This window comes from Dactylosporangium sucinum (assembly GCF_014647515.1).
In the GTDB taxonomy this organism is placed as follows: Bacteria; Actinomycetota; Actinomycetes; order Mycobacteriales; family Micromonosporaceae; genus Dactylosporangium; species Dactylosporangium sucinum.
Genome location: NZ_BMPI01000029.1, coordinates 69,228 through 95,740 on the forward strand (window position 1 = coordinate 69,228; position 26,513 = coordinate 95,740).

The 26,513-nt window shown below is 74.7% G+C and carries 29 protein-coding genes; 21 read left to right on the forward strand and 8 right to left on the reverse strand.

The window, feature by feature from the left end; genetic code table 11:
* The first annotated feature begins 72 nt into the window (after positions 1-72).
* The 14 genes from IEZ31_RS27670 (at position 73) to IEZ31_RS27735 (ending at position 15,019) form a co-directional block, all read left to right on the forward strand.
* Complete coding sequence (locus IEZ31_RS27670; RefSeq protein WP_190252917.1) at positions 73-1,350, forward strand: DegT/DnrJ/EryC1/StrS family aminotransferase; 1,278 nt, start codon at positions 73-75, stop codon at positions 1,348-1,350.
* Between the two features lie 29 nt (positions 1,351-1,379).
* Positions 1,380-2,546, forward strand: a complete 1,167-nt coding sequence (locus IEZ31_RS27675; RefSeq protein ID WP_229835896.1) for an inositol-3-phosphate synthase — start codon at positions 1,380-1,382, stop codon at positions 2,544-2,546.
* A gap of 59 nt (positions 2,547-2,605) precedes the next feature.
* The gene (locus IEZ31_RS27680) at positions 2,606-3,670 is read left to right on the forward strand and encodes an acyl carrier protein (protein WP_190252918.1); all 1,065 of its coding nucleotides are present in this window, start codon (positions 2,606-2,608) and stop codon (positions 3,668-3,670) included.
* Positions 3,667-5,145 (forward strand): class I adenylate-forming enzyme family protein, encoded by a 1,479-nt coding sequence (locus IEZ31_RS27685; RefSeq protein ID WP_190252919.1) that lies wholly within the window; start codon positions 3,667-3,669, stop codon positions 5,143-5,145. The genes IEZ31_RS27680 and IEZ31_RS27685 overlap by 4 nt, the downstream gene beginning before the upstream one ends.
* Entirely contained in the window at positions 5,135-6,337 is a 1,203-nt protein-coding gene (locus tag IEZ31_RS27690) for a type III PLP-dependent enzyme domain-containing protein (RefSeq protein WP_190252920.1), read from the forward strand. Before IEZ31_RS27685 ends, IEZ31_RS27690 begins: the two co-directional genes overlap by 11 nt.
* Positions 6,338-6,347: 10 nt before the next feature.
* Positions 6,348-6,602 (forward strand): acyl carrier protein, encoded by a 255-nt coding sequence (locus IEZ31_RS27695; RefSeq protein WP_190252921.1) that lies wholly within the window; start codon positions 6,348-6,350, stop codon positions 6,600-6,602.
* Positions 6,599-7,753: an acyl-CoA dehydrogenase family protein gene (locus IEZ31_RS27700; RefSeq protein WP_190252922.1), complete on the forward strand. Its 1,155-nt coding sequence runs from the start codon at positions 6,599-6,601 to the stop codon at positions 7,751-7,753. The genes IEZ31_RS27695 and IEZ31_RS27700 overlap by 4 nt, the downstream gene beginning before the upstream one ends.
* The gene (locus tag IEZ31_RS27705; protein ID WP_229835897.1) at positions 7,746-8,879 is read left to right on the forward strand and encodes an acyl-CoA dehydrogenase family protein; all 1,134 of its coding nucleotides are present in this window, start codon (positions 7,746-7,748) and stop codon (positions 8,877-8,879) included. Before IEZ31_RS27700 ends, IEZ31_RS27705 begins: the two co-directional genes overlap by 8 nt.
* Positions 8,876-9,472 (forward strand): 4'-phosphopantetheinyl transferase family protein, encoded by a 597-nt coding sequence (locus IEZ31_RS27710; RefSeq protein WP_229835898.1) that lies wholly within the window; start codon positions 8,876-8,878, stop codon positions 9,470-9,472. The genes IEZ31_RS27705 and IEZ31_RS27710 overlap by 4 nt, the downstream gene beginning before the upstream one ends.
* 2 nt (positions 9,473-9,474) lie before the next feature.
* Positions 9,475-10,953 (forward strand): AMP-binding protein, encoded by a 1,479-nt coding sequence (locus IEZ31_RS27715; protein ID WP_190252981.1) that lies wholly within the window; start codon positions 9,475-9,477, stop codon positions 10,951-10,953.
* Positions 10,950-11,465, forward strand: a complete 516-nt coding sequence (locus IEZ31_RS27720; protein ID WP_190252923.1) for a flavin reductase family protein — start codon at positions 10,950-10,952, stop codon at positions 11,463-11,465. Before IEZ31_RS27715 ends, IEZ31_RS27720 begins: the two co-directional genes overlap by 4 nt.
* The gene (locus tag IEZ31_RS27725; protein ID WP_190252924.1) at positions 11,462-12,217 is read left to right on the forward strand and encodes an inositol monophosphatase family protein; all 756 of its coding nucleotides are present in this window, start codon (positions 11,462-11,464) and stop codon (positions 12,215-12,217) included. Before IEZ31_RS27720 ends, IEZ31_RS27725 begins: the two co-directional genes overlap by 4 nt.
* Before the next feature lie 3 nt (positions 12,218-12,220).
* The gene (locus tag IEZ31_RS27730; RefSeq protein WP_190252925.1) at positions 12,221-13,156 is read left to right on the forward strand and encodes a Gfo/Idh/MocA family protein; all 936 of its coding nucleotides are present in this window, start codon (positions 12,221-12,223) and stop codon (positions 13,154-13,156) included.
* A gap of 87 nt (positions 13,157-13,243) precedes the next feature.
* Positions 13,244-15,019, forward strand: a complete 1,776-nt coding sequence (locus IEZ31_RS27735) for an AfsR/SARP family transcriptional regulator (protein ID WP_190252926.1) — start codon at positions 13,244-13,246, stop codon at positions 15,017-15,019.
* Between the two features lie 4 nt (positions 15,020-15,023).
* Here the strand turns inward: IEZ31_RS27735 and IEZ31_RS27740 are convergent, their stop codons facing one another.
* The 3 genes from IEZ31_RS27740 to IEZ31_RS27750 are packed head-to-tail and all read right to left on the reverse strand — an operon-like array spanning position 15,024 to position 17,752.
* Positions 15,024-16,016 carry a transporter substrate-binding domain-containing protein gene (locus tag IEZ31_RS27740; RefSeq protein WP_190252927.1) on the reverse strand — a complete coding sequence of 331 codons (993 nt, stop codon included), beginning with the start codon at positions 16,014-16,016 and terminating at the stop codon, positions 15,024-15,026.
* Between the two features lie 15 nt (positions 16,017-16,031).
* Positions 16,032-16,793, reverse strand: coding sequence for an amino acid ABC transporter ATP-binding protein (locus IEZ31_RS27745; RefSeq protein WP_190252928.1), 762 nt, complete (start codon positions 16,791-16,793; stop codon positions 16,032-16,034).
* Complete coding sequence (locus IEZ31_RS27750) at positions 16,790-17,752, reverse strand: amino acid ABC transporter permease (RefSeq protein ID WP_190252929.1); 963 nt, start codon at positions 17,750-17,752, stop codon at positions 16,790-16,792. The genes IEZ31_RS27745 and IEZ31_RS27750 overlap by 4 nt, the downstream gene beginning before the upstream one ends.
* A gap of 94 nt (positions 17,753-17,846) precedes the next feature.
* On the opposite strand from IEZ31_RS27750, the gene IEZ31_RS27755 reads away from it, so the two are divergent.
* Positions 17,847-18,524, forward strand: a complete 678-nt coding sequence (locus IEZ31_RS27755; protein ID WP_229835899.1) for a GNAT family N-acetyltransferase — start codon at positions 17,847-17,849, stop codon at positions 18,522-18,524.
* Here the strand turns inward: IEZ31_RS27755 and IEZ31_RS27760 are convergent.
* A complete protein-coding gene (locus IEZ31_RS27760) occupies positions 18,512-19,219 on the reverse strand; it encodes a hypothetical protein (protein WP_190252931.1) in 708 nt (235 codons plus the stop codon). The two genes, IEZ31_RS27755 and IEZ31_RS27760, sit on opposite strands and share 13 nt — an antisense overlap.
* Positions 19,219-19,734, reverse strand: a complete 516-nt coding sequence (locus IEZ31_RS27765; RefSeq protein WP_190252932.1) for a SigE family RNA polymerase sigma factor — start codon at positions 19,732-19,734, stop codon at positions 19,219-19,221. The genes IEZ31_RS27760 and IEZ31_RS27765 overlap by 1 nt, the downstream gene beginning before the upstream one ends.
* Before the next feature lie 214 nt (positions 19,735-19,948).
* On the opposite strand from IEZ31_RS27765, the gene IEZ31_RS27770 reads away from it, so the two are divergent.
* The 3 genes from IEZ31_RS27770 to IEZ31_RS58260 all read left to right on the forward strand — a co-directional run bounded on the left by IEZ31_RS27770 (position 19,949) and on the right by IEZ31_RS58260 (position 20,796).
* Positions 19,949-20,257, forward strand: a complete 309-nt coding sequence (locus tag IEZ31_RS27770; protein ID WP_190252933.1) for a hypothetical protein — start codon at positions 19,949-19,951, stop codon at positions 20,255-20,257.
* 9 nt (positions 20,258-20,266) lie between these two features.
* Positions 20,267-20,572 (forward strand): hypothetical protein, encoded by a 306-nt coding sequence (locus IEZ31_RS27775; protein WP_190252934.1) that lies wholly within the window; start codon positions 20,267-20,269, stop codon positions 20,570-20,572.
* 95 nt (positions 20,573-20,667) lie between these two features.
* Positions 20,668-20,796, forward strand: coding sequence for a hypothetical protein (locus IEZ31_RS58260; protein ID WP_268241693.1), 129 nt, complete (start codon positions 20,668-20,670; stop codon positions 20,794-20,796).
* Here IEZ31_RS58260 and IEZ31_RS27780 read toward each other — a convergent pair.
* Complete coding sequence (locus IEZ31_RS27780) at positions 20,793-21,737, reverse strand: GlxA family transcriptional regulator (protein WP_190252935.1); 945 nt, start codon at positions 21,735-21,737, stop codon at positions 20,793-20,795. The genes IEZ31_RS58260 and IEZ31_RS27780 overlap by 4 nt on opposite strands.
* Before the next feature lie 108 nt (positions 21,738-21,845).
* On the opposite strand from IEZ31_RS27780, the gene IEZ31_RS27785 reads away from it, so the two are divergent.
* Positions 21,846-23,069 carry an MFS transporter gene (locus IEZ31_RS27785; protein WP_190252936.1) on the forward strand — a complete coding sequence of 408 codons (1,224 nt, stop codon included), beginning with the start codon at positions 21,846-21,848 and terminating at the stop codon, positions 23,067-23,069.
* Here IEZ31_RS27785 and IEZ31_RS27790 read toward each other — a convergent pair.
* A complete protein-coding gene (locus IEZ31_RS27790) occupies positions 23,066-23,731 on the reverse strand; it encodes a response regulator (protein WP_229835900.1) in 666 nt (221 codons plus the stop codon). The two genes, IEZ31_RS27785 and IEZ31_RS27790, sit on opposite strands and share 4 nt — an antisense overlap.
* Positions 23,732-23,795: 64 nt before the next feature.
* Positions 23,796-24,929: a sensor histidine kinase gene (locus IEZ31_RS27795; protein WP_190252982.1), complete on the reverse strand. Its 1,134-nt coding sequence runs from the start codon at positions 24,927-24,929 to the stop codon at positions 23,796-23,798.
* Between the two features lie 119 nt (positions 24,930-25,048).
* Here IEZ31_RS27795 and IEZ31_RS27800 point away from each other — a divergent pair, with 119 nt between their 5' ends.
* Positions 25,049-25,750, forward strand: a complete 702-nt coding sequence (locus IEZ31_RS27800) for an ABC transporter ATP-binding protein (protein ID WP_190252938.1) — start codon at positions 25,049-25,051, stop codon at positions 25,748-25,750.
* On the forward strand, positions 25,747-26,487 hold the full coding sequence (locus tag IEZ31_RS27805) for an ABC transporter permease subunit (protein WP_190252939.1): 741 nt from the start codon (positions 25,747-25,749) through the stop codon (positions 26,485-26,487). The genes IEZ31_RS27800 and IEZ31_RS27805 overlap by 4 nt, the downstream gene beginning before the upstream one ends.
* Positions 26,488-26,513 lie beyond the last annotated feature (26 nt).

Genomic DNA, 26,513 nt, shown 5'->3' on the forward strand with positions numbered 1-26,513 from the left:
GCGTTCTGACGGGCCGTGGGGGCGTATCGGGCGTGTATCGGGCGTGTATCCCGCCGGGCCAGCGTTGGACGCATGACGACCACATCGCAGTCCACCGCACGGCTCGCCGTCGACGGCGGCCCGCCGGTCCGTGACCCCACCCGCCCGTGGCCCCGCTGGCCCGAGCCGGCGCCCGGCGCCGAGCACAACCTCGCCCAGGTCCTCCACAGTGGACGGTGGGCGATCAGCAGCCCCGCCGTCGACGGCGCCGAGCTGTTCGAGCGGCGCTTCGCCCGGGACTTCGCGCGGTACGTCGGCAGCCGGCACTGCGTGCCCGTCGACCACGGGTCCAGCGCGCTCGTCGTCGCCCTGGAGGCGCTGCGGCTGCCGTTCGGCTCGACCGTCCTGGTGCCGGCGCTGACCTGGACCGCGTCGGCCACCGCCGCGCTGCGGGCCGGGCTGGTGCCCGTTCTCGTCGACGTCGACCCGCTCACCGGCTGCGTCGGGCCCGACCAGCTCGACACCTCGGTCGACGCGCGGGCGGTCGTCGCCGTGCACTGGGCCTCGGTCATGGCCGACGTGCCGGCGCTCGTCGCCGCCGCGGACCGGCACGGCATGGCCGTCGTCGAGGACGCCGCGCAGGCGCACGGCGGGACGTGGGAGGGCCGCCAGGCCGGCTCGATGGGGCGGCTCGGCTGCTTCAGCTTCCAGCACGGCAAGGTGCTCAGCGGCGGCGAGGGCGGCGCGGTCGTCACCGACGACGACGAGCTGGCGCCGGTGCTGGAGGAGCTGCGGGCGGACTCCCGGCGGTACCGCCGGGACAGCACCCCACGCGGAGAACTGGACCTCGAGGAGTCGGCGTCGGTCCAGGGTGCGAACTTCTGCATGAGCGAGTTCAACGCCGCCGTGCTCTGCGCCCAGCTGACCCGCCTCGACGCCCAGCACGCGGTCCGCAACGCCAACTACGCCCTCCTCACCGAACTCCTCGCCGACGTGCCCGGCGTCCGGCTGCTCCAGCCGCCGCCGCGGCAGACCCGCATGTCCATCTACGAGGGCACGATCATCTTCGACGAGCTGCCGCCCGGGCGCACCAACGCCGACGTCGCCGCGGCGCTCACCGCCGAGCTCGGCAAGCGCTGCTACGTCACCGACGAGCCGCTGCACCGCAGCGTGCTGCTGCGCCCGTGGACCAAGCCGGTGCTCGCCCCGCTCGCCGAGCGGTTCGTCGAGCTGCACCGCGACCGGCGCTACCCCAACACGGAGCGGCTCGCCGACCGCTCCGTCCAGACCCACCACAGCACCTTCCTCGGCGGCGAGCGCGACATGCACGACGTCGCCGAGGCGATCGCCAAGGTCCTCACCGTCCGGTGACGACCCGCCCACCCAGGAAAGGACCCTCCGTGACCGCATCGCACTGTGACCGGCCGATCGGCCTGTGGCTCAACGGCGCCCGCGGCTCCGTCGCCACCACGGCGATCGCCGGCCTGCTGGCCCTGCGCGCCGGCCTGACCCGCTCGACGGGCTGCGTCACCGACACCGACCTGCTGCGGGACGCGCCGCTCGCCCCGTGGACCGACATCGTCATCGGCGGCCACGACATCGTCGACACGCCGCTGGAGAAGCGCGCCGAGTCCCTGGTGGACAGCGGTGTGGTGCCGGGGCCGCTGCTGGAGGCCGTCCGCGGCAGCCTGGCCGGGGTCGAGGCCGACCTGCGCCCCGGCTACGACGCGCGCAACGACACCGGCACCCAGGCCGGTGCGGCCGAGCGGCTCGCCGCCGACATCGCGGACTTCCGCGCCCGGCACGACCTGTCGCGGGTCGTCGTCGTCAACGTCTCCTCGACCGAGCCGCCGGCGGCGTACGACCCGGCCCACGACGAGCTCGACGCGCTCGAGGCCGCCCTGCGCGAGCCCGGCCGGCAGGTGCTGCCGGGCAGCTCCCTGGCCGCCTACGCGGCGTTCCAAGCCGGCTGCGGGTTCGTCGACTTCACCCCGTCGACCGGCGCGCGGCTGCCCGCCCTGGAGCGGCTCGCCCAGCGCCAGGGCGTGCCCTTCGCCGGCTCCGACGGCAAGACCGGCGAGACCCTCCTGCGCACCGCGCTCGCGCCGATGTTCAGCGTGCGGGCCCTGCACGTGCTGTCCTGGGCCGGCATCAACCTGCTCGGCGGCGGCGACGGCGCCACCCTGGAGGACCCGGCCAACGCCAAGAGCAAGCTCAGCTCGAAGTCGGGCGTCCTGCCCGCGATGCTCGGCCACGACGTCACCGCGCCGCTGCACATCGACAACGTGCCCGACCTCGGCGACCACAAGACGGCCTGGGACCACGTGTCGTTCGAGGGCTTCCTCGGCGTGCGCATGTCGATGCAGCTGACCTGGAGCGGCGTCGACTCGACCCTCGCCGCGCCGCTCGTGCTCGACCTGGCCCGGCTCACCGCCGCCGCCCACGCGGCCGGCCACGCCGGACCGGTCCGCCAGCTCGGCTTCTTCTTCAAGGACCCGATCGACTCCGACGAGCACGCGCTGGCCGAGCAGGGCCGGATCCTCGCCGAGTGGGCGAACAGCCTCTGATCCGCTCCGCCGGGGCCGTGCGACCGGCGCGGCCCCGGCCCGAACCCCGGGAGCACCACATGTCCGACCCGGTCTGGACCCCGATCCTGCGCGACCTGCACGCGAGCGCGCTCGACTGCCTGCAGACCAGCTTCGCGCTGCTGGCCGACGCGGCCCACGGCGCCGGCACCCACCTCGCCCTGGGCGCCGCCCGGCCGTTCCGCGACGGCGGGCGGCCCGCCACCCCCGACGAGCGGGCCGCGCAGGCCGAGGCGCTGCTCGGGCTGCGCGTCGACGGCCGCTGGTTGCGCCTGACCGGGCCGCAGACCCGGCGCCTGGCCGAGGACTTCCTCTACGTCAGCGCCGACGCCTTCGACCTGCCCTGGTGCCCCTACGCCGGCCACGAGCACATGCGGCACAGCTTCCTGGCCCGCGCGGCCGGCGACGAGGTCACGGTCGTCGACGCGTACCACAACGACACCGCCTGGGGCGAGGCCCGCCCCGGCGTGTGGCGCCTCACGGCCGAGGCGTTCGACGCGGCCCTCGAAGGCGGCGCGCACGTGCTCGCCGTGGCCGCCGGCCCGCCGCCCCGCCTGGACCCGGACGCGATCCTGGCCGGCGAGGCCGAGCGGCAGGACCGCGCGCGGCCGGCCGTCGAGGCGTTCCTGGCCCGGACCCGCGAGGCGCTGGGCACGGCGGAGGAACGGCTCGTGCTCGACGTCTGGCTGCTCGGGCGGGAGCAGCAGCTGCACGAGGACTGGCTGGCCTCGGTCGGTCGACCGACCGAATCGCAGCGCGAGCGCTGGCAGCAGCTCGCCGCCCGCACGTACCTCGCCCAGCGCCGCGGCAGGCCGAACGCCGCGCTCGTCGACGAGCTGGCCGAGCTGCTCGGAGCCCTCGACGTCGAGACCGCCGTGCTCACCGCCCTGCGGGAGACGCTCGACATCGAGGACGAGCGGCTGCGCGCCGCCCGCACCCTGCGCGACCTGCCCGGCTTCAACTCGTTCCGGCTCGTCGACGTCATCGAACGGGTCGAGCACGACCTCGGCGTCACCGTCCCCGGCGACGCCCTCACCGCCGAGAACCTCCGCGACGTCGGGTCGCTGTGCGCCATGTTCGCCACCGCCGGAAGGAGCGGCAGATGACGGTCCTGCACGACCTCCTCGACCACACCGCCGGGCAGCGGCCCGACGCGGTCGCCGTCACCGACGGCCGCACCACCCTCACCTACGCCGGGCTGCGCGACGCCAGCCGCCGCGCCGCCGCCGGCCTGCACCGGCTCGGGGTCCGCCGGGGCGACCGGGTCGTCGTCGCCGTGCCGAACGACGCCGGCCTGGCCGCGCTGCTCTACGGCATCGCAAGAGCCGGCGCCGTGTTCGCCGTGACCAAGGTGCCCGCCCCGGACGTCACGGTCGCGCACGTCCTCGACGACGCCGAGCCGGCGCTGCTCGTCACGACCGACGCCGGCGCCCGCGCGCTCGCCGAGGCCCGCGGCATCCCGGCCTGCGGCCCCGACCAGCTCGACGGTCCACAGTGGACCGGAGCGGGCCCGCTCCCGGTCGACCCGGTCTGCTTCATCTACACCTCCGGCAGCACCGGCATGCCCAAGGCCGTCGTCTCCACCCACGCCCAGGTCGTCTTCGCCGCCACCGCCATCCACTCCCAGCTGCGCTACGAGCCCGGCGACGTCGTCTACGGCCCGCTGCCGCCGTCCTTCGACTACGGCCTCTACCAGCTGTTCCTGTGCACCCTCGCCGGCTGCCGGCTGCACCTCGGCGCCGAGCAGGACAACGGCCGGCGGCTCGCCGCCGCCCTCGCCGAGGCCGGCGCCACCGTCCTGCCGGCCGTCCCGTCGGTCGCCATCAACCTGCTGCGGCTGCTGCGCCGGCCCACCACGGCACGACCGGCGCTGCGGCTGCTCACCAACACCGGCGCGGCGATGCCGCCCGACGTGCTCGCCGGGCTGCGGGAGTGCCTGCCGGGCCTGCGGGTGCAGCTGATGTTCGGCCTCACCGAGTGCAAGCGGGCCGCCATCCTGCCGCCGGACGAGGACCTGCGCCGCCCCGGCGCGACCGGCCGCGCCCTGCCCGGCACCGAGATCTACGCCGCCGGCCCGGACGGGGGACGGCTCCCGGCGGGCGAGACCGGCGAGCTGGTCGTCCGCGGCCCGCACGTGATGGCCGGCTACTGGCGCCGCCCCGAGCTGACCGCCCAGCGCTTCCCGCGCCAGGACGGGCTGTTCCCGCAGCTGCGCACCGGCGACCACGGCCGGGTCGACGCCGACGGCTATGTCTACTTCGAGGGCCGCCGCGACGACCAGTACAAGGAGAACGGCACCCGGGTCAGCGCGACCGAGGTCGAGGCCGCCGCATACCGCGTTCCGGGCGTGCATGCGGCAGGTGTACTGCCACCCGCCGCGACCGGCACCGCCGGCGCCACGCTCGTCGTGGTGAGCGACCTCGCGCCCGGCGAGGTGCTGAGCGGCCTGCGCGACCAGCTCGACGCGCTCAAGGTCCCGTCCCGCTGCCTGGTCGTGGCGAGCCTGCCGCTGACCACCAACGGCAAGGTCGACCGGGCGGCCCTCGCCGCCGCCGTGGCGGGTGATCGCGATGCGGCCTGACGACCTGACGACGCCCGCCTACGTCTACGACCTGGCGGTCGTGCGCGACAACCACGCCGCGCTGCGGGCCGCGCTGCCGGTGCCGAGCCGGCTGTACTACTCGCTCAAGGCCAACCCCCACCCGGCGATCGTCGCCGAGCTGGCCCGGCAAGGCGCCGAGGTGTGCTCCACCGGCGAGCTGGCCGCCGCCCTGAGCGCCGGCGTGCCGCCCGAGCGGATGCTGTACACCGGCCCCGGCCGCCGCACCGACGAGCTGGCCGAGGCGGTCAAGGCCGGCGTCACCTGGTTCTCCGCCGACTCGCCGCACGCCCTCGACCAGCTCGACCGGGTCGCCGCCGGGCTTGGCGCGACCGTCGACGTCCTGCTGCGGGTCAACGACAAGGTCCCGGCCGCCGGGCAGGGCCTCACCATGACCGGGGTCGCGTCGCAGTTCGGCGCCGACGCCGAGTGGGTCGAGGCCGAGCCCGAACGGTTCCGGTCCCGCCCGCACGCCCGGATCGGCGGCTTCCACCTGTACATGGGCAGCAATATCGACGGCGTCGACGCCCTCGCCGCCCAGTTCGCCACCGCGATCGGCACCGCACACCGGCTGCACGGACTGCTCGGCGGCGAGCTGCGGCTGCTCAACCTCGGCGGCGGGTTCGGCGCGCCGTTCGGCCGGCACGGCGAGCGGGCCGCCCTCGACGGGCTCGCCGCGCTCGTCGAGCCCCGCCTCGACGCGGCCTTCCCCGGCTGGCGGCACGAGGAGCCCCTCGTGGCGTTCGAGTCCGGGCGGTACCTCACCGCCACCGCCGGCCGCCTCTACACCCGCGTGCTCGACGTGAAGACGTCGCACGGCACCCCGGTCGTCGTCCTCGAGTCCGGGATCAACCACCTCGGCGGCATGTCCGGCCTGCGCCGCCTCCCGCCGCTGGTGCCCGACCTGGTCGCCGAAACCGATGGCCACGCCGACGGCCTCACCACGGCGATCGTCGCCGGTCCGCTGTGCACGCCCCTGGACACGTGGGCGAGAGCGGCGAACCTGCCCGCCGTGCGGCCGGGCGACCTGCTGTGCGTGCCCAACGTCGGCGCCTACGGCCTCACCGCCAGCCTCCTCGCCTTCCTCGGTCACCCCGCCCCCAGCGAGGTCGTGGTCGACGGGGACCGCGTCGTCGCCGCCTCCCGCCTCTGCATCGTCCGTGAGTCCATCTAGGAGGTACCCCGTGAACCCCGACTTCGTCGCCATGCTCCGGCCGTTCCTGAAGTTCGCCGGTGACCAGGAGATCCGCCCCGAGTCCCGGCTGCGCGACCTCGGCCTCGACTCGATGCGCGAGATCGAGCTGCTGTTCGCCGTCGAGGACACGTTCGGCGTGCAGGTGCCCGACGACAAGCTCGTCGACAGCACGTTCGAGACGGGCGGCGGCCTGTGGGCGGTCATCGAGGAGCTGCGCACGCCGGTCGGGGGTGAGCGCCGATGACCGCCGAATGGGTGGACGCCGTCGAGCGGGTCGAGGCCGCGGCCGAGGCCGGGCGCGCCGACACCGACCGGTCCGCGCAGTTCCCGGTCGAGGCGCTGGCCGCCATGCGCCGCTCGGGGCTGCTCGGGCTGACCGTGCCCCAGCGGTACGGCGGCTTCGGCGCGAGCCTCGACGACCTCGTCGACGTCACCGAGCGGCTCGGCCGCACCGACCTGTCGGTCGCGCTCGTCTTCACCATGCACTGCCAGCAGGTCGCCGCGCTCGACGGCTACGGCGGCGACAAGCTGCGCGAGGAGGTGCTGCCGGCGGTCGCCGCCGGGGACGTGTACCTCGCCTCGGTCACCACCGAGCCGGGCAAGGGCGGCCACCTGCTCACCAGCGAGTCGGAGGTGACCGAGGACGAGGGCGTGCTGCGGATCGACCGCGACGCCCCGATCGTCACCGGCGGCCTCCACGCCGACGGGTTCCTCGTCACCACCCGCTCGCCGGGCGCCACCGCCCCCAGCCAGGTCGACCTCGTCTACGCCGGCCGCGACCAGCTCGACCTGGAGGTGCTCGGCGACTGGCAGCCGCTCGGCATGCGGGCCACGCACAGCGTGCCGATGCGGCTGCGCGGCGCGGCACCGCAGTGGCAGGTCATCGGCGGCCACGGCGCGTTCCGCGACATCACGACCGCGGTCTTCGGCCCGCTCGCGCACCTCGGCTGGTCGGCCGCCTGGCTCGGCACCGCCGCGGGTGCGTACTCGCGGCTGCTGCGCCACGCCCGCGGCCCGGCCGGGCGCCGCCAGTTCGACCTCACCTCGGAGCTGGTGCGGCTGCGGCTGGCCGGCGTCCGCGAGCGGCTCGACGTCGTCAACGCCCTGCTGCGGCACACCCTCGCCGTCGTGCGGGCGGCGCCGGACCGCTCGGCCCCGCCGGTACAACTCGTGCTCAACACCCTCAAGGTGCGGGCGGCCGACGAGTGCTTCGCCGCCGTCCACGAGACCGTCGAGCTGGCCGGGCTGCGGCACGGCTACCTCACCGGGTCGCCGCTCGGCCTGGAGCAGGCGTTCCGCGACCTGCGCTCGGCGTCGCTGAACTACGGCAACGACCGGCTGCGGCTGGCCAACGGCGCGCTGACCGCCCTGGACCAGGGGGTGCGCCTTGCTTGAGACCCTGGACCGGGAGGCGCCCGTCGCGGACGACTTCGACGCCGCGCTGCGGATCGCCCTGGACTGCGTCCACCACGACCACCCGCACGCGGTCTGGCGGGCCCTCGGTGCCAACGGCGTGCTCGCCGCGCTCTACCCGCCCGGCGGCCGGCTCGAACCGGACCGCCGCCGGCTCGCGCTGCTGCTGCGCGAGCTCGACGCCCGGTTCCCCCTCGGCGTGGTCCTGTCCGTCTGCGTCCAGGTGGCCACGGTGGTACCGCTGATGTCCGAGGCCGCCGGGCCGCGCGCCGAACGGATCCTCGGCGAGCTGCTGCGCGGCGAGACCGTCGTCGCGCTCGCCGTCACCGACGCCGCCGGGTCCGGCTCCGACCTGCTCGACGCCGCCACCGGCGCCACCCTGACCGGGGACGCGGTGCGGCTCGACGGCGGCAAGGACTGGATCACCAACGCCACCCTGTGCGACCACGCGCTCGTGCTCGCCCGCCACCGCCCGGCCCGGCACTTCACCAGCTTCTGCTGGGTCCTCGTGCCGATGGCCGCGGCCGGCGTGGTCGTGCACCCGGCGTCCCGCACGGCGTTCGCCGGGGCGGGCACCGGGCACCTGCGGTTCACCGGCGTGGCCCTCGACGCCGGGCACCTCGCCGGGCGCCCGGGCCGGGCGATGGCCGCGTTCGCCCGCCAGATCGGCACCGAACGCCTGGCCGGCGCGCTGTGGGCCCGGGCGCTGTGCCGGCGGCAGCTCACCGGCCTGCACGCGTGGCTGCGCGACCGGCCGGCCGGCGGCGGGCGGCTCTGGGACAACCCGGCCGTGCGCGAGCGGTTCGCCCGCTGCGTGCTCGCCCTGGCCCAGCTCGACGCGATCAGCGAGCCGCTGCTGGCGCCGGGCGCCGGGCCGGTCGCCCCGGCCACCGGGATGCTGCTGAAGGCGGCCGCCGGCGAGACCGTCGAGCGGGTGCTCGCCGAGTGCGTGCACCTGCGCGGCGCGGACGCGTTCCGTGACGGCGGCGAGGCCCAGCTGCGCACCGAGGCGGCCATGTTCGCCATCGCCGGCGGTGCCACCGGCGCGATGCTGGCCGGCCTCGCCGACCACGCCGACGAGCTGCTGTCGTCGGGGGCGGGGTCGTGAACGCCCTCGCCGTCGCGCCGGGCGTCTTCGTCGCCGTCGGGGCCGGGCCGGTGGAGCCGCCCCGGACGGCGGGGCCGGGGGCGGTGCGCCGGTGGCGGGCGGCCGAGCGGGCGGCCGCCCGGGCCGTCCTGCGCCGCCTCCTGGCCGCGGTCGCCGGCCCCGACGCGGCCCGGGCGGACCTCGGCACCCGGGTACGCGGCCAGCCGTACCTCATCGGCGAAACGGTCACCGTCAGCCTCTCGCACTCGGGCGGCCTCGTCGCCGCCGCCGTCCACACGGGCGGCGGGATGGTCGGCGTGGACGTGCAGGCGCCGTACCCGGCCGGGGACCGCCTGGCCCGCCGCTGCTGCCCCGCCCTGCTGCGCCTCCCGCCGGCCGACCGGGCCGAGGAGCTCGCCTGGGTCTGGACCGTGCAGGAGGCCTGCGCGAAGGCGACCGGCACCGGCCTGGCGGCCCGGCCCTGGACCATCCCCGTCCCGCCCGGCGCCACCGCCGGCGCCTGGCGGGGCCTGCGCTGGCGCACCCTGCGCGGCCACTGCCGGCTGCCCCTCAGTTGTGCCTACGCCGAACCGAACCGGAAGGGATCGCCGTGACCATGTACCACTGGTTCCGCCGCTCCGTCGAGCGGTCGCCCGACGCGACCGCGCTCGACGTCGGCGGGCAGACGTACACCTACGCGCAGCTGCACGACATCGTCGAACGCCTCGCCGGCGCGATCAGCAGCGCCGGTCCCGCGGCCGTCGGCCTGCTCGCCGCCCGCAGCCTCGCCGCCTACGCCGGCTACCTCGCCGCCCTGCGCGCGGGCGCGGTCGTGGTGCCGCTCAACCCCGCGTTCCCGCCGGTGCGCAACGCCCAGATGTGCCGCGCGGCCGGGGTGTCGCTGATCGTCGTCGACGAGCGCGGCGCCGAGCGGGCCGACGACGTGCGGCTGGACCTGGGTGCCGGCACGCTGTACCTGGCCGGCGGCTGGACCCGCTCGGCCCCGCTGCGCGCGGCCCCGCCGCCGGCCGGGTCGGCCCAGCCCGACGACGTCGCCTACACGCTGTTCACGTCCGGGTCGACCGGCCGGCCCAAGGGCGTGCCGATCCGGCACCGCAACGCCGACGCCTACCTCGCGTACTGCCTGGACCGGTACGAGGCCGGGCCGGGCGACCGGATCTCGCAGACGTTCGACCTCACCTTCGACCCGTCGGTGTTCGACATGTTCGTCGCCTGGGGCAGCGGCGCGACCCTGGTGGTGCCGCAGCCCGACGAGATCCTGACCCCGGTGCGCTGGGTGCGGGAGCGGCGCATCACGCACTGGTTCTCCGTGCCGTCGGTCGTGTCGCTGGCCCGGCGGCTGCGGATGCTGTCGCCCGGGGCGATGCCGTCGCTGCGGTACAGCCTCTTCGCGGGCGAGCCGCTCACCCTCGACCAGGCCGGCGCGTGGGCCGACGCGGCGCCCGCCAGCATCGTGGAGAACCTCTACGGTCCGACCGAGCTGACCGTCACCTGCACCGGCTACCGCCTGCCGGCCCGCCGCGCGGACTGGCCGGACACCGCCAACGGCACCGTGCCGATCGGCGAGGTCCACCCGCACCTCGACGCGTGGGTCCTCGACGACGAGCTGTGCGTCGGGGGACCGCAGTGCTTCGCCGGCTACCTCGACCCGGCCCACGACGCGGGCCGGTTCGTCACCCGCGGCGGCGTGCGCTACTACCGCACCGGCGACCGGGTGCGCCGCGGACAGCCGGGACAGGGCGGGCTGCTGCACTGCGGCCGCCTCGACGACCAGGTGAAGGTCCACGGCTACCGGATCGAGCTGGGCGAGGTGGAGACCGTGCTGCGCGCGCACCCGGGCGTCCTCGACGCCGTCGTGCTCGCCGTGGAGGCGGGGGATTCGACAGTACTGCGGGCGGTGTACACCGGCGACCCGGCCGCCGCGGCGGACCTGCCCGGCGACTGCGCGCGGCGGCTGCCGGCGTACATGGTCCCGGCGCAGGTGCGCCACCTCGACGCGCTGCCGACCAACGCCAACGGCAAGACCGACCGGCGCCGGCTGGCCGAGCTGGTCGGCGCGGGGGAGGCCCGGTGAGCGCCGTGGCCGCGCAAGCGGCCGACAGCCGCCGGTTCCGCTCGATCGCCGGGCGGTTCGCCACCGGCGTCGCCGTGGTCACCTCCTGCGGCGACGGCGGGCCGATCGGCATGACGGTGAACTCGTTCACGACCGTGTCGCTCGACCCGCAGCTGCTGCTCGTCTGTCTCAAGCGGGACTGCCGGCTGCTCGGCGCGGTCGACCGCTCGGGCTGCTTCGCGGTCACCGTCCTCGCCGCCGACCAGCGCCACTGCGCCGCCTGGTTCGCCGACCCGCGCCGCCCGAGCGGCCCGGCCGAGTTCGCCGGCATGCCGGTGCGCCCGGACGGGGAGACCGGCTGCCCGCTGCTCACCGGCGGGGTCGCGTACTTCGGCTGCGGCACCGAACGGGTCGTCGAGGCCGGCGACCACCTCGTGCTCATCGGCGCCGTGCGCACCGCCGGGCTGCTGCGCCGGGAGCCGCCGCTGCTGTTCGTCGACGGGCACTACGCCGGGCTGGGGGAGCAACTGTGACCGATCTGCAGCAGCTCACGCTGCTCGCCGCGCAGGCCGGGAGCTCGGCCATCGGGCGGGTGCTCGCCGAGCGGCGCACCGGCGTCGCCTTCAAGGACGGCCGGGCGCAGGACCCGGTGACGGCCGCCGACCGGGAGAGCGAGCGGGCCATCCGGGCGCTCGTCACGCGGTACCGTGGCGAGGACGCCTTCCTCGGGGAGGAGGACGGCCTGACGCCCGGCCGGTCCGGGCTGCGCTGGATCGTCGACCCGCTCGACGGCACCGTCAACTTCTCCCACGGCCTGCCCCGCTACGCGGTGAGCGTCGCCGTCGCCGACGAGCGCGCCGGGCAGGTCGTCGCCGCGACCATCCTGCAGCCGGCGACCGGCGCCGTGCTCGGCCTGCCGCTCCCGTCCGCCCCGCCCCGGCCGGCCCGGCCCGACCGGGCCCTCGTCGCATTCGCGGTGCCGAACGCGGCCGGTCCGCGCGAGCACGCCTACCGGCTGCTCACCGGTGTCGCGCCGCGCGTGCAGGACCTGCGCAACCACGGCTCCACCGTCTGCGACCTGGCCGCCGTGGCCACCGGCGAGCTCGACGCGTTCGTGAGCTTCGACCCGGCACCGTGGGACGTGGCCGCCGGGGTCGCGCTCGTCGAGGCCGCGGGCGGGCAGACCTGCCGGCGGCGCCGGGCCGACGGCGTCGACGTGCTCGCCACCGGCGCTCCCGCGGTCGTCGCCGCCCTCACCGACTGGCTCGTCCTCGAAGGGAACTGACCCATGTCCGCACCGTCCGCACCGTTCCGTCTCGCCCTGGCCGGGGCCGGCCGCATGGGGCGCACGCACCTGCGCGCCCTCGCCGGCCACCCCGAGGTCACCGTGACCCACGTCGTCGAGCCGGTCGCCGCGGCCGCCGCGCAGTGCGGCCTCCCGGTGTGTCCCGCGGTCGGGGACCTGCCGCCGGACGTCGAGGGCCTGCTCGTCGCCGCGCCGACCGGCTACCACGCCGAGGTCGTCGGCGCCGCCGTGAAGGCCGGCCTGCCCGTGCTGTGCGAGAAGCCGGCGGGGCTCACCCCGGCCCAGATCCGCGCGTCCGGCGAGGCCGCCGCCGCGGCCGGGGTGGCGTTCCAGGTCGCGTACTGGCGCCGGTTCGTCCCCGCGCTGCAGTGCCTCCGCGAGCGTATCGCCGCCGGTGAGCTCGGGGAGGTGCTGTTCGCGTCCGCCGCGCAGTGGGACGGCGCGCCGCCCGCCGTCGCGTTCCGGGCCGGCAGCGGCGGCATCTTCGTCGACATGGGCGTGCACGAGTTCGACGAGCTGCGCTGGCTCACCGGTCAGGACATCACGTCGGTGTCCGCGGTGGCCGCCGGGCCGGTGACCGACCCCGAGGTGCGGGCGGCCGGCAGCGACGTCGACAGCGCGCAGGCCCTGCTGACGCTCTCCGGCGGGGCGACCGCGCTGGTGTCGCTCGGCCGGCACTTCCCGGGCGGCGACTTCGCCGGGATCGAGGTGTACGGCACGAAGGGCCACGTGCGGCTGCCGTTCCTCGACCCGGCCGAGGGCGACGCGGCGATGACCGCGGCGCTGGTCCGGCAGGCCGCGGCGTTCGCCGAGCTGGTCCGCACCGGCCGGGGGGCGGGCGCCGGGGTCGCCGACGCGGTCGCTGCCCTGGAGGCCGCCGAATTGTCTACCGGTTCGATGGAATCTCTCGCCATCTGAAGGCCTGGATCAGAATCCGTCGATCTGGGCAAGACATCGACGGCTTGCTCTACGCCGGTTCGCGGACGGTTCGGGAACGGAGGCAGGGTGCAGTTCAAGGTGCTGGGGCCGCTGGAGGTCGTGGGGGAGTCGGGTCCGGTCGCCATCAGCGGCTCCCGCCGCCGCGCGCTGCTGGCGATCCTGCTCTTCCACGCCGGCCGGCCCGTCCCGCTCGCCCGGCTCGTCGACGGGATCTGGCCCGACGAGCCGCCCGCGTCCGCCGTCTACAACATCCGCACCTACGTCCACGGCCTGCGCCGCATCCTGGCCGGCGCCGGCGACACGCCGGCCCGGCTGGCGCACGAGGCGACCGGGTACCAGCTGCGGGTCGAGCCGGGCGAGCTCGACCTGCTGCGCTTCGAGCAGCTCGCCGAGGACGGGCGGCGGGCCATGCGGTTCGACGAGCCGCGCCAGGCCGCGGACCGGCTCAGCCGCGCGCTGGGGCTGTGGCGCGGCACCCCGCTGGAGGACCTGCCCGGCCTCGGCGCGACCGTGACCGCCACGGCGACGGCGCTGGAGGAGCACCGCTGGGCGGCCGCGTCGGCCCTCGTCGACGCCCGGCTGCGGCTCGGCCAGCACGGCGACCTGCTGCCCGGGCTGCGGCAGCTGGTCGCCGAGCGGCCGCTCGACGAGCGCACCCAGGCCCAGCTGGTCACCGCCCTGGCCCAGGCGGGCCGGGCCGCTGATGCCCTGGAGGCGTACCGCGCGGCCCGCCGGCTCATCGTCGACGAGCTGGGCGTCGAGCCGGGCCCGACGCTGCAGGCGGCCCAGCAGGCGGTGCTCGCCGGCGGCGCGCCCGCGGCGGCCCCGGCCCACCGCCCGAAGGGCCTGCCGATGAAGCCGCCACGGTTCGTCGGCCGGGAGGCCGTGCTCGGCCAGCTCCGCTCGATCGCCGCGTCCGTCGCCGGCGCCTCCGGGGACCCCGGGGACACCGGGGACACCGGCCACGCCACGGTCGTGCTCGTCTCCGGCTCGCCGGGCGTCGGCAAGTCGACCCTGGCCGTGGCGGCCGGCTACCACCTCACCGACCTGTTCCCCGACGGGCAGCTGTTCGCCTGCCTCGACGGCACCACCGCCCCGCGCACCCCGGCCGACCTGCTCGGCGAGCTGCTCATGGAGCTGGGCACCGACCCGGCCGCCGTCCCGGCGGGCTACCGCGAGCGGGCCGCGCTGTTCCGCTGCCTGGTCGCCGGGCGGCGGCTGCTGCTCGTGCTCGACGACGCGGCCGGCGGCGCGCAGCTCAGCCCGCTGCTGCCGGGCGCCGGCCGGTGCCTGGTGCTGGTGACCAGCCGCTCCCGCCTGCTCGATCTGGAGGTCGGCTGGCGGCTCAACCTGGGCCCGCTGGAACACCGCGACGCCGTGGCCCTGCTCGCCAGCACCGCCGGCGAGCAGCGGGTCCAGGCGGCCCCGGACGCCTCCGACCGCATCGCCGCCGCCTGCGAGGAGCTGCCGCTCGCGATCCGCATCGTCGGGGCCCGCCTCGCCGGCCATCCGGGGATGGCGCTGCCGCACCTGGCCGAGCGCCTGGAGGACGAGGAGCGGCGGCTCGAGGAGCTGGCGGTCGGGGCGATGTCGGTGCGCCGCAGCATCCTGGACAGCTACGAGGCGCTCGACCCGGAGGCCCGCGCCGCCCTGCGCGCCCTCGGGACGGCCGACCGGCCGATCACCGGCACGACGGCGTCGGACGTGCTCGGCGTTCCCTCGGCGCAGGCGGACCGGGTGGTCGAGCGCCTCGTGCAGTACAACCTGCTCACCCCGGTCGACGAGGAGCGCTACGAGATGTCGGACCTGCTCCGGCTGGTCGCCCGCGAGCAGTCCCGCTAGCCGCCTACTTGTTCGACTTCGGCAGGCCCGGCGGGTTCACCTGGGAGGTCTGCACCGCCTCGGTGTCGAGGTTGTAGGCCGCCAGCCACTGCTGGTAGACGCCGGTCTCGATGAGGTGGTTGATCGCCTCGGCGAGCGCCTTCACCAGGCCGTTGTCCTTCTTCGTGGTGGCCGCGATGAGGCCCTGCAGGGTCTCGCCGGCGCCGGAGTAGACGCCCGCGTTGCGCACCGCGTCCGGGGTGCCCTGCGTCTGGCTGATCTGGAAGGCGATGCCGGGGTTGGGACCGAAGTAGGCGTCGAGCTGCCCGGAGACGATGGCCTTGAACGTGCTGGGCGTGTCGGCGAAGTACCTGATGTCGAGGGTCTTGCCCTCGCCCTTGAGCTTCTCCTGCCACGCGACCAGGATCTTCTCCTGGTTGGTGCCGGCGCCGACGGCGACCTTGAGCCCGGCGAGCTTCGTATAGTCCTTGTCGAAGTTCCAGGTGTTGCCGGCCTTCACCGCGAAGCCCAGGTTGTCCTGGCGGTACGAGGCGAAGTCGTACTTCTCCTTGCGCTGCTCGGTGTCGGTGATGTTCGAGAAGCCGACCTCGTTCTTGCCGGAGTCGATGCCGACGAAGAGGTTGTCCCAGGTGTCGTTGTTGAACTCGGGCGTGAGGCCGAGGACCGCGGCGACGAGCCGGCCGAGGTCGGGCTCCGCCCCGGTGATCGTCTTGTCGTCGTCGCCGACGAAGGCCAGCGGCGGGAAGCCGGTCGGCAGCGCGCCGAGACCGATGGTGAGCTTGCCGTCCTCCTTGATCGCCTCGGGGACCAGGTCGGCGATGCGCTGCTGCTGCTCGACCTTGAGCTCGGTCGGCTTGGCGACGCCCTTCGCCTGGGCGCCGATGGTCACCGTGCCGCTGCCTGCCCCTGCCTCTGCTTGTGCCTCGTCGCCGTTGCCGCAGGCGGCGAGTCCCGCGACGAGTACGACGGCGGCCGCGAACGTCCTGACGGTACGCATGGATCTCCTTGGTTTCTACAACACCTTCGAGAGGAATTCCCGGGTGCGGGCCTGTTGCGGATGGTCGAGGACCCGGGCCGGCGGGCCCTGTTCGACGATCACGCCGCCGTCGATGAACACCACGGTGTCGGCGACCTCGCGGGCGAAGCCGATCTCGTGGGTGACGATGAGGAGGGTGGTGCCGCTGTCGGCGAGCCGCCGGATCACCGACAGCACCTCGCCGACGAGTTCGGGGTCCAGGGCCGAGGTCGGCTCGTCGAACAGCAGCAGGCCCGGCTCCAGCGCCAGGGCGCGGGCGATCGCGACACGCTGCTGCTGGCCGCCGGAGAGCTGGCGCGGGTAGGCGTCGCCGCGGTCGCCGAGGCCGACCTCGGCCAGCAGCCCGACGGCCCGCTCGCGCGCCTCCGGCCGCGCCAGCCGCTGGTGGGCGACCAGCGGCTCGGCGACGTTGTCCTGGGCGGTGAGGTTGGGGAACAGGTTGAAGCTCTGGGCGACGAAGCCGATCCGGGTCCGTTGCCGGCGCACCGCGCGCTCGGGCAGCTCGTGCAGGTGGTGGCCGCGGACCTCGACGCCGATCAGCTCGCCGTGCACGGCGACGTAGCCGAGATCGGGGCGTTCGAGGTGGTTGATGGTGCGCAGCAGGGTCGACTTGCCGGAGCCCGACGGGCCGAGGACGGCCACGACGTCGCCGGGCCGGACCGTCAGGTCGACGCCCTTGAGCACCTCGCGGAGGCCGAAGGACTTGTGGACGTTGCGGATCTCCAGCGCCGTGCTCATGCGTGTGCCCTCCGGACGAGACGGCCCCAGGAGTCGACGGCGAGGCGGCGCAGCCGCTGGACGGGCGTCGGGGGCAGCGCGTGGACGGAGCCGCGGGCGAAGTACCGCTCGACGTAGAACTGCACGGTCGACAGCGCCGCGGTCAGGATGAGGTACCAGGTCGCGCCGACGATGAGGATCGGCACCAGCGACTCGGGATGCCGCGACTCCAGCACGAACACCGCGCCGAACAGGTCGAGCAGCGACACGTAGTACACCAGCGAGCTGGCCTTGACGAGGCCGACGAGCTGGTTGCCGTACGCCGGGACGATCGAGCGCAGCGCCTGCGGCAGCACGATGCGGCGCAGCTGGCGGGCCCTGGACAGGCCGAGCGCGTTCGCGGCCTCGATCTGGCCGGGCTCGACGGAGAGGATGCCGCCGCGGATCACCTCGGCCGCGTACGCCGCCTCGTTGAGGCCCAGCGCGATGACGCCGATCGCGAGCGGGGTGAGGCTGCTCGTCTGGACCTGGGCAAAGACCGGGCCCCAGGGGATGCCGACGCCGAGGCTCGGGTAGAAGTACGAGAAGTTGAACGTGATGATGAGCAGCAACGGCAGCGGCAGCGCCCGGAAGAACCACACGTAGGCCCACGCGAGGCCGCCGATCAGCGGATTGGTCGACAGCCGCCCGAGCGCGACGACCACGCCGAGCAGCAGCCCGAACAGGGCGCTCAGGGCGACGACCTGCAGCGTGACGACGACGCCGTCGAGGATCGACTCGCGGGTGAAGAACGCCCCGAACTTGTGCCACTCGTAGTGCTCGTTGGTGAAGATGCCGGTGACGAACTGGGCGAGCACCACCAGCGCGGCCGCGCTGACGATCCAGCGCCACGGGCGCAGCCGCGGCGTGACCCGGCGCCGCGCGAGCTCCGGGTCACGCTCCTGGCTGATCGGTGGACGTTGCAGCGTTTGTTCGCTCATGCGAGGGCTCCATCGACTGGGGGCTTGTTGGGAAAGTAGGGAGCCCTGCGGTAAGTTGTCAATCCCTATCGGAAAACTAGCATTTGAGGCAGCCGTGCTCGACAACCCCGCCTGGTACTCGCTGACCGGTCCCCACGCGCACTTCGCGCAGGCCAACGGCTCGGCCCGCCGCTACCACCCGGACGTATCGGTGTTCGTCGGTCTCCCCGACGACCGCGACGAGCGTGTCTGGGCCGACCTCGCGGGTCTCGTCGGCCCCGGCGCCGAGATCCCGCTCACCGGCGCCGAGGTCGCGCCGCCGCCCGACTGGGAGCCGGTGGCCAAGGGCACCGGCGTGCAGATGGTCGACGACGGCATCGACGCCCGCCCCGACCCGGAGGCCGTCGTGCTCGGCGCCGCGGACGCCGCCGAGATGGCGCGGTTGGTGGCGCGGACCAACCCCGGCCCGTGGCGCCCGCGCACGTTCGAGCTCGGCACGTACCTCGGGATCCGCCGCGACGGCCGGCTCGTCGCGATGGCCGGCGAGCGGCTGCACCCGCCGGGCTGGACCGAGATCAGCGCGGTCTGCACCGACGCCGGACATCGCGGCCAAGGGTTGGCCGGACGGCTGGTCCGCGCCGTCGCCCACAACATCCGCTCGCGCGGCGACCAGGTGCTGCTGCACGCGGCCGCGAGCAACACCAACGCCATCCGCCTGTACCGTCAGCTCGGCTTCCGGCTGCGCCGTGAGACGACGTTCGCCGTCTACCGAACGCCCGCTCAGTCGTCGTGAGCGCGGTGGAACCACCAGTCGCCGCGGATGTGGGTCCACCGCTCCTCGGGGAACCGGGCCGGGGGCGGCTGGGGCGTATCGGCCAGGTACGCGTACTCGTAGTTGTACTGCCACGAGGCGTCCCGGAGCTGGACGTAGATGACGCCGCCGCTGGTGCGGACGCGGTCGACCGGCAGCCCGGAGCGCTCGACGGCGTCCGTCACCCGGTCGAAGTCGGCCCTGGCCTGGGCGTCGAACGGCACGATGCCGGGCCCGCACTGCGCGGGCCCGTCGTTGAAGGCGCCGCGGGGGTACTCCAGGATTCGGCACGCCCCGGCCTGCAGCCAGGAGTAGACCCGCAGCTGCTGCACCACCGGCCGGACGGTCCGGTCGAGCCGGTCCACGTCCCCCGGCCACTGCCCGGGCTCGGGCGGCACGCCCGGGACCAGCCGGGCGACCATCTCCCGCACGGTGGCGCTGCCGGGCAGGGTCACCGTGGCGCCGCCGGGCACCGGGATCGGGCCGAGGACCGCCAGCACGAGGTAGGCGAGCGACCCGCTCACCGCGGCGGCCGCGGTGGTGCGCAGCCGGCGCCGGCGGCGCACGGCGCGGCGGGCGCGGGCGGTGACGGCCCAGCCGTCGAACCGGACGGCCGGCAGGCCCGGGGCGCGGGCACGCAGGTGCGCGACGACGGCGTCGTCGGCGGTGGGTTCCATCACGGCCGCCCTGTCTGGAGAAGGGAACGCAGCCGGGCCAGGGCGCGGGCGTTGTGGGACTTGACGGTGCCGACCGAGATGCCGAGCTCGGACGCGGTCTCGGCCTCGGTGAGGTCGAGCAGGTGCCGCAGCACGACGACCCGCCGCTGCGCGAGCGGCAGCTCGGCGAGGGCCACGACCACCTCGTTGCGGTCGTCCGCCGCGCCGGCGTGGTCGGGCGCCGCGCGCTCGGGCGGCGCTTCGGTCAGCACCTCGCGTCGCGTGCTTCGCCAGCGGTCGATGCGCAGGTTGACGAGGACCTTGCGGGCATACGCCCGCGGGTCGGCGGCGACGGCCCGGTCCCAGGCCCGGTAGGTCCGCTCGAACGCGGTCTGCACCAGGTCCTCCGCGTGGCCGCGGTCGCCGGACAGCAGCAGCGCGACCCGGAGCAGGTACGGCCCGGCATCGGCGACGAACGCCGCGAACTGCGCGTCCCGCCCACCGGACCACTGCACCTCGACGCGAGGCATGCTCATACCATCCACCACGTGCCGGCGGCCGCAATGGTTGTCATCCTCCGCGACGCCGGCCCGCCGGAGCGCCCACCGGCGGCAAGGTTCTCCTGATGCCTCAAGATTTCGTCAATCCCGGCATTGACGTAAAACGTTGTCTCGACGATGTCCGATAGATTGCTCGCAATCCGCGGACCAGTAAGGCAACTCCAGGTTCTTGATGCCAATGGAGGGCGCTGTGCCCAAGTCGAGACAATGGCTCATCAGGACAATCACCCCACTCCTCATCGCCGGCGCACTCATCGTTCCCGGTGCGACGCCCGCCGGCGCAGACCCCGGTCACTGCTGGCGGGCGGGCGCCGGGCCGATCTCCAACGTCCCGAACGGCTACCTGTACCAGATCAAGAACATCTGCAGCTCGGCCATCAAGATCAAGATCGTGTTCTCCGACGGATCGAAGGGGTCGTGCCTGAGTATCAGCGGGCTCTACCACCGCTGGTACGCCTCTCGCAGGGTCTATTCCTACTGGTCCGGCGTCAACTGTTAGGGGGAGCCCGTGAACCTGTCGAGGAAAGTGCTCACCGGTCTGGCGGTCGCCGCCACCGGTCTGGCGATGAGCGTGGCGGCACCGGGCTCGCCCGCTCAGGCGGACTCCGGCTTCTGCGGGGTGCGCGACACCGGGCCGGCCGTCAACAACAACACCAGCTTCTACTACGTCGTGCGCAACAAATGCGCTAAGAAGTGGTCGATGCGCATCGTCGTGCAGGGCCACAAACTGTATTGCCAATCCATTCCGGCCAAGGGTTACGCCGCCTGGACGACCATTTATTTCGACTACAACTGGTCCATCCAGGCCTGCTGACCGAATCGGGCCGCACGGCCACCGCGCACATCCCGGTGACCGTGCGGCCGCGGCGATGTTCTCCTGAACGGACGGGTGTCCTGCGGTGCTCCCGGGTGGCCGCGCTGCCCGCGCCGGAGCCGGACGAGGAGGTCGTCGCGGCGACGGTGACGGTCCACGGCCGGCCGGTCGTCGTGGCCGTGCCGCGGCGCGCGCCGAGCCGCCCGGCCGTGGCGTCTGCCTAGCTTCGGAACGCGTGGCGGTACGCGGCCGGCGTCGTGTCGAGGGCGTCGCGGAAGCGGCGGCGCAGGTTCACCGCGGAGGACAGGCCTACGCGCTTGGCGATCGTCTCGACCGGCAGGTCGGTCTCCTCCAGCAGGGCCCGGGTGCTCGCCAGGCGCCGGTCGAGCAGCCAACGGCCCGGCGAGGTGCCGAGCTGCTCGGCGAAGTGACGGTTGAGGGTGCGCGGTGACAGGCCCGACCGGGCCGCCAGGTCCTGCAGCGTCAGCGGCCGGTCGAGGTTCGCGATCATCCAGTCGAGCAGCGGGGCGAGCGAGTCGGGGACCGGGCCGGTCGTCGGCAGCGCCGGGAACTGGCGCTGGCGGCCCTCCCGGTGCGGCGCCGCGGACAGCTGGCGGCCGATGCGCATGGCCAGGGCCGCGCCGTGCTCGCGCCGCACCTGGTTGAGGCACAGGTCCACGGTCGTGGCCGAGGCGCCGGCCGTCGCCACGTCGCCGTGGTCGACGTAGAGCACCGTCGCGTCGGCGCGGACCCGCGGGTAGTGCCGGGCCAGCTCGCCGGTGAGCTCCCAGTGCACCGCGGCCTTGCGCCCGTCGAGCAGGCCCAGGCTGGCCGGGACGAACACGCCCGAGCAGACCGCGACGATGCGGGCGCCGCGGGTGTGCGCGGCCAGGACGGCGTCGCCGAGCTCGGGCGAGATCCGCGGCCCGTGGCACCAGCTCGCGATGAGGATCGTGTCGGCCGCGGCGAGCGCCTCCAGCCCGGCCCCGACGAGGATGTCGGCGCCGATCGTCGTCGGCAGCAGCCCCGGCCGCTCGGCACACAGCCGGAACGTGTAGTGCTGCGGGATCTCCTCCCCGTGGTACCCGAACACGGCCGACGCGCAGGTCACCGGGTACATCTCCTGGCCCCGGCCGACCAGCGCCACGACCCGATGTTTCCTCATGGCTTCGTCACGGCTTCCTCATGGCGTGAATGTACCCAATGATGGCCCTCCCGGCGCCTGTGCTTTTCGGCCACCGCGACGAGAATCGCTGATCATGGAGTTCGTCCGATGACCGCTGTCGTCGACCGCGGCCCGGTCACGCGCGCCCCGAAGGCGCTCTGGACCAGGGATTTCACGTTGTACTTCACCGCCCGCGTGGTCTCGCTGCTGGGCGACGCGATGATGCCGGTCGCGGCGGCGCTGGCGGTCGGCGCCGTCTACGGGGTCTCGGGCGTTGGGTACGTTCTTGCCGTCTGGACCGCCCCGTATGTCCTGTTCGTTGTGTTCGGCGGCGTCTTCTCCGACCGCATCGGCGCGCAGGCGATGATGGTCGGCGCCGACGTCGTCCGCGTGGTCACGCAGGGTGCCCTGGCCGTGGCGTTCTTCGCCGGCACCCCGCCGATGTGGCTGCTGCTGGTCGCTTCGGCCCTCGCCGGTACCGCTGCCGCCATGTTCCAGCCGGGCGTCAACGGCATGGTCCCGCAGGTCGCCCGCGACCCGCAGCGAGCCAACGGCACCCTGAAGATCGCCGACGCGGTGACCCAGCTCGCCGGCCCGGTCCTGGCCGGCCTCCTGATGGCCTTCGCCGGCGCGGGCCCCGTGTACGCCGTCGACGCGGGGACGTTCCTGCTGAGCGGCCTGTGCCTCGCCCTGATCCGCCGCGCTTGCGCCGCCCGTCACCGCGGGGACTCGACGGTGCTGCGCGACCTGCGCCGCGGCTGGCAGGAGTTCCGCTCCCGCAGCTGGATGTGGTCGGTGATCGTCGTGTGGGTCTTCTTCGGCCTGTTCGTCTTCGGCCCGTACATCCCCCTGGGCTCCACGCTCATCAGCGACCGTCTCGGCGACGCCGCCTACGGCTGGACCATGGCCGGCCTGGGCGCCGGCACGGTGATCGGCGGCCTGGTCGCGATCCGCTTCCGCCCGGCCCGCCCGCTCGCGGCCGGGGCGCTGGCCCTGACCGGCTTCGTGGCCATCCCGCTGACCATCGTCCTGGAACCCCCGCTGCCCGCGCTGGTCGCCGGCCACCTCCTGGGCGGCGCCGCCTGGGCGTTCTGGTCGGTGATGTGGTCGACGAGCGTCCAGACCCTGGTGGCCCCGGAGGTGCTCAACCGCGTCACCGCGTACGAGGTGGCCGGCTCGGTGTCGGGCGTCGCGGCCGGCCAGGCTCTGGTCGGCCCGGTATCGACGGTGGTGGCTCCGCGCGACCTCCTGCTGGTGGCCACCTTGGTGACCGCGGCCGTATGCGCCGCCCTCCTGCTGATCCGCCCGGTCCGCCGCCTCCGCCGCGCCTAGCGGCGCACCTGCCGTTCGACAAGCCCGGACTCGTACGCAAGCATCACCAGCTGCGCCCGGGTCGCCGCACCCAGCTTCGTCAGCAGGTGCCCGATGTGGGTCTTCACGGTCGTCTGCCCGACGTGCAGCCGCTCGCCGATCTCCGAGTTCGACAGCCCGCGAGCGATGAGCACCAGCACCTCACGTTCGCGGGCGGTGACCCCGGCCAACTCGACCGGCGGCGCGAGCACGGCGGGGGCGGCCCGAGCGAACTCGTCGATGAGCCGGCGCGTCACCGCCGGCGCCAGCAGGGCCTCACCGGCCGCCACGACCTCGACCGCCCGCAGCACCTCGGCGGGCGCAGCGTCCTTGAGCAGGAACCCGCTCGCTCCGGCCCGCAGCGCCGCGAACACGTACGCATCCAGATCGAACATGGTCAACATGATCACGCGGACGGCCGAGGTGGCGGTGATCTCCCGGGTAGCCTCGATTCCGTCCATGTCAGGCATGCGGACGTCCATCAGAATGACATCGGGCCGCGTCTGCTCGGCAAGCCGCACGGCCTCGACACCGGTGCCGGCCTCGCCGACCACGTCCATGCCGGACGTCTCCAGCAGCACCCGGAAACTGCCCCGCAGCAACGCCTGGTCGTCGGCCACGAGCACGCGGATCGACGCCGTCACGCGACCTCCCGGGCGACGGGCAGCAGCGCCCGGCCACCGTCCGTGAGTGCGTGCATCGACGCCGTCACGCGGGCTCCTCGTGGTACGGAATCGTCGCCAGCACCCGGAAACCACCCTCCGGCCGGGGACCGGCGCTGAACGTGCCGCCATACGCGGCGATCCGCTCCCGCATGCCGACCAGTCCGTGCCCACCGAGGCGCGGGCCAGGCGGCACGCCGCCCTCCGGCCGGCCGTCGTCGCACACCTCGACGCTCACCTCCCGCTCCTCCGCCGTCACACCCACCCGGCAACGCGTCGGCGCCGCGTGCTTCACCACGTTGGTCAGCGCCTCCTGCACGATGCGGTACACCGGAAGCTCCAGCGCGGCGGGTAATCGCTCGGTGTCCCGCAGCGTGACGTCGACCGTCACGCCGGCGGTCGCGGCCCGCCGGGTCAGCGCGGGCAGGGCGGCCATCCCGGGCGGTGCCGTCTCGGGCTCGCCTTCCCTGCGGAGCACCCCGAGCAGGTATCGCATCTCGGCCAGCGCACCCTTGCTGGTGGTCTCGATGACCCGCAGCGCGTCCCGCACCTCGTCGGGCCGCCGGTCGGCCACGTGCCCGGCCACGGCCGCCTTGATCGCGATGACGCCCATGCTGTGCGCGACGCTGTCGTGCAGCTCGCGGGCGATCCGCAACCGCTCCTCGGCGACCGCGCCGCGAGCCGCCTGCTCCGCGGCCCGCTGCGCGGACAGCCGCCGGTCGCGGACGATCTGCCCGGCCGTCCAGGCGCAGGCCAGCACCGCCGCGAGCAGGGCCAGCGCCTGCGGCCGGCCGATCCACCAGCCGGGCACGCCGCGCGGGCTGCCGACCGCGGTGAGCAGGCCCAGCCCGCCCAGGCTCGCCAGCACCGCGGTGACGGTGCGCACGCGGCGCGGCCGCGGGGTGACGGACGAGCAGTGGAACATCGCATATCCGGCGGCGGCGAACGGCAGCTGCGCCAGGTCCAGCATCGACCAGCCCAGCGACGCGGCGAGCACGACGCCGAACACCAGCCGCGGCCGGATCCGGACGGCCGCGATCGGCAGCGCGGCGGCGGCCGCCAGCAGCCCCCGGGCCCACGCCGCCGCGCCGTGCTGACCGGCGACCGCGGTCAGGACGAACGCGACCGCCGCGATCGCGGCGGCCAGGCCGTCGAGCGCGATCAGGAGGCGGCGGTGCATCTCGTCCACCGCTTCACCGTATGCGGGGCGGTCGGGCCGCGCGTCGGACCACGGTAGGACTTCGGAAATCGGACCACGGTTGGATGTGCCGGGCGGCGCCGCCGGGCAGCCTTGGGCCCGTGATTGAGGTCCGCGAGGTTTCCAAGTGGTATGGCCGGATTCAGGCCGTCGACGCGCTCACCTTCACCGTCCGCCCGGGACGCGTGACGGGGTTTCTCGGCCCGAACGGCGCCGGCAAGTCCACGACCATGCGCATGATCGTCGGCCTGGCCCGGCCGAGCGCCGGCGAGACCCGCGTCGGCGGCCGGCCGTATGAGGGGCTCACGCACCCGCTCACCCACGTCGGCGCGCTGCTGGAGGCCGACGCCCTGCACCCCGGCCGCACCGCGTCGGACCATCTGCTGTGGCTGGCCCAGAGCAACGGCATCGGCCGCACCAGGGTCCGCCAGGTGCTCGGCCAGCTCGGCCTCGACGGGGTGGCCCGGCGGCGGGTCCGCGGCTTCTCCCTCGGCATGCGCCAGCGCCTGGGCCTCGCGGCGGCGCTGCTCGGCGACCCACCCGTCCTGCTGCTCGACGAGCCGGTCAACGGCCTCGACCCGGAGGGCGTGCGCTGGCTGCGCCAGCTGACGCGCTCCCTCGCCGCTGAGGGCCGCACGGTCTTCGTGTCCAGCCACCTCATGAGCGAGATGGCGATCACCGCCGACCACCTGATCGTTATCGGTCAAGGCCGTCTGCTGGCCGACGCGCCGCTCGCGTCGTTCGTCGGTGACGGGACGTCCCTCGAGGATGCATACCTTCGGCTGCAGGAGCGTGCCCGATGACCGCCGTGCTGCTGTCCGAGTGGACGAAGCTGCGCACGATCCGCTCCACGGTGTGGACCCTGGCGCTCACCTTCCTGATCAGTGTCGGTCTCGCGGCCGCCAGCGGGTTCTCCGTCCGCAACGCGTATGAGAGCGGCAACGCGGCGATGGTCCGCCCCGACTTCGACCCGGTCTATTCCGGCTTCGTGGGCCTGTTGTACGGCCAGCTGGCGCTCATCGCCTTCGGCGCCCTGCTGGTGACGAGCGAGTACGGCACCGGGACCATGCGGGCGACGCTGGCCGCGGTCCCGCAGCGGGGCCGGGCATACGCGGGCAAACTGCTCGTCGGGTGCGCCGCCGCGCTGGTGGTCGCCGTGGCCACGGCGCTCGTGTCCTGGCCGGTCAACCAGGCCGGCCTGGGCCCCTACGGCACCTCGATGGCCGCGCCGGGCGTGCCCCGCGCGCTGGCCGGTGCGGCTGTCTATCTCACCCTGATCTGCGCGTTCTCGGCGGGCGTGGCCGCGATCCTGCGCAGCAGCGCGCTGACGCTGGGCATCCTGATCCCGCTGTTCTTCATCGTCGGCCCCATCCTGAGCCGCATCCCGGGCGTGTCCGCGGTCGCCCGCTACCTGCCCGACCAGGCGGGCCAGCGCATGATGGACACCACGAACCCGTTACCGGACGCGCTGGTCCTGACGGCCTGGACGGCGGCCGCGGCGGGCGCGGGCTACGCACTGGTGCGCCACCGCGACGCCTGAGCCGACGCGGAACCCCGCCACCGCCG

Bases quoted from the DNA above. Each gene is read 5' to 3' on its own strand.
- IEZ31_RS27740 (WP_190252927.1), bottom strand. From the start codon at position 16,016: ATGCGTACCGTCAGGACGTTCGCGGCCGCCGTCGTACTCGTCGCGGGA.
- IEZ31_RS27780 (WP_190252935.1), bottom strand. From the start codon at position 21,737: ATGAGGAAACATCGGGTCGTGGCGCTGGTCGGCCGGGGCCAGGAGATG.
- IEZ31_RS27745 (WP_190252928.1), bottom strand. From the start codon at position 16,793: ATGAGCACGGCGCTGGAGATCCGCAACGTCCACAAGTCCTTCGGCCTC.
- IEZ31_RS27750 (WP_190252929.1), bottom strand. From the start codon at position 17,752: ATGAGCGAACAAACGCTGCAACGTCCACCGATCAGCCAGGAGCGTGAC.
- IEZ31_RS27700 (WP_190252922.1), top strand. From the start codon at position 6,599: ATGACCGCCGAATGGGTGGACGCCGTCGAGCGGGTCGAGGCCGCGGCC.
- IEZ31_RS27795 (WP_190252982.1), bottom strand. From the start codon at position 24,929: ATGCACCGCCGCCTCCTGATCGCGCTCGACGGCCTGGCCGCCGCGATC.
- IEZ31_RS27680 (WP_190252918.1), top strand. From the start codon at position 2,606: ATGTCCGACCCGGTCTGGACCCCGATCCTGCGCGACCTGCACGCGAGC.
- IEZ31_RS27785 (WP_190252936.1), top strand. From the start codon at position 21,846: ATGACCGCTGTCGTCGACCGCGGCCCGGTCACGCGCGCCCCGAAGGCG.
- IEZ31_RS27805 (WP_190252939.1), top strand. From the start codon at position 25,747: ATGACCGCCGTGCTGCTGTCCGAGTGGACGAAGCTGCGCACGATCCGC.
- IEZ31_RS27730 (WP_190252925.1), top strand. From the start codon at position 12,221: ATGTCCGCACCGTCCGCACCGTTCCGTCTCGCCCTGGCCGGGGCCGGC.
- IEZ31_RS27670 (WP_190252917.1), top strand. From the start codon at position 73: ATGACGACCACATCGCAGTCCACCGCACGGCTCGCCGTCGACGGCGGC.
- IEZ31_RS27685 (WP_190252919.1), top strand. From the start codon at position 3,667: ATGACGGTCCTGCACGACCTCCTCGACCACACCGCCGGGCAGCGGCCC.
- IEZ31_RS27765 (WP_190252932.1), bottom strand. From the start codon at position 19,734: ATGAGCATGCCTCGCGTCGAGGTGCAGTGGTCCGGTGGGCGGGACGCG.
- IEZ31_RS27690 (WP_190252920.1), top strand. From the start codon at position 5,135: ATGCGGCCTGACGACCTGACGACGCCCGCCTACGTCTACGACCTGGCG.
- IEZ31_RS27715 (WP_190252981.1), top strand. From the start codon at position 9,475: ATGTACCACTGGTTCCGCCGCTCCGTCGAGCGGTCGCCCGACGCGACC.
- IEZ31_RS27760 (WP_190252931.1), bottom strand. From the start codon at position 19,219: ATGGAACCCACCGCCGACGACGCCGTCGTCGCGCACCTGCGTGCCCGC.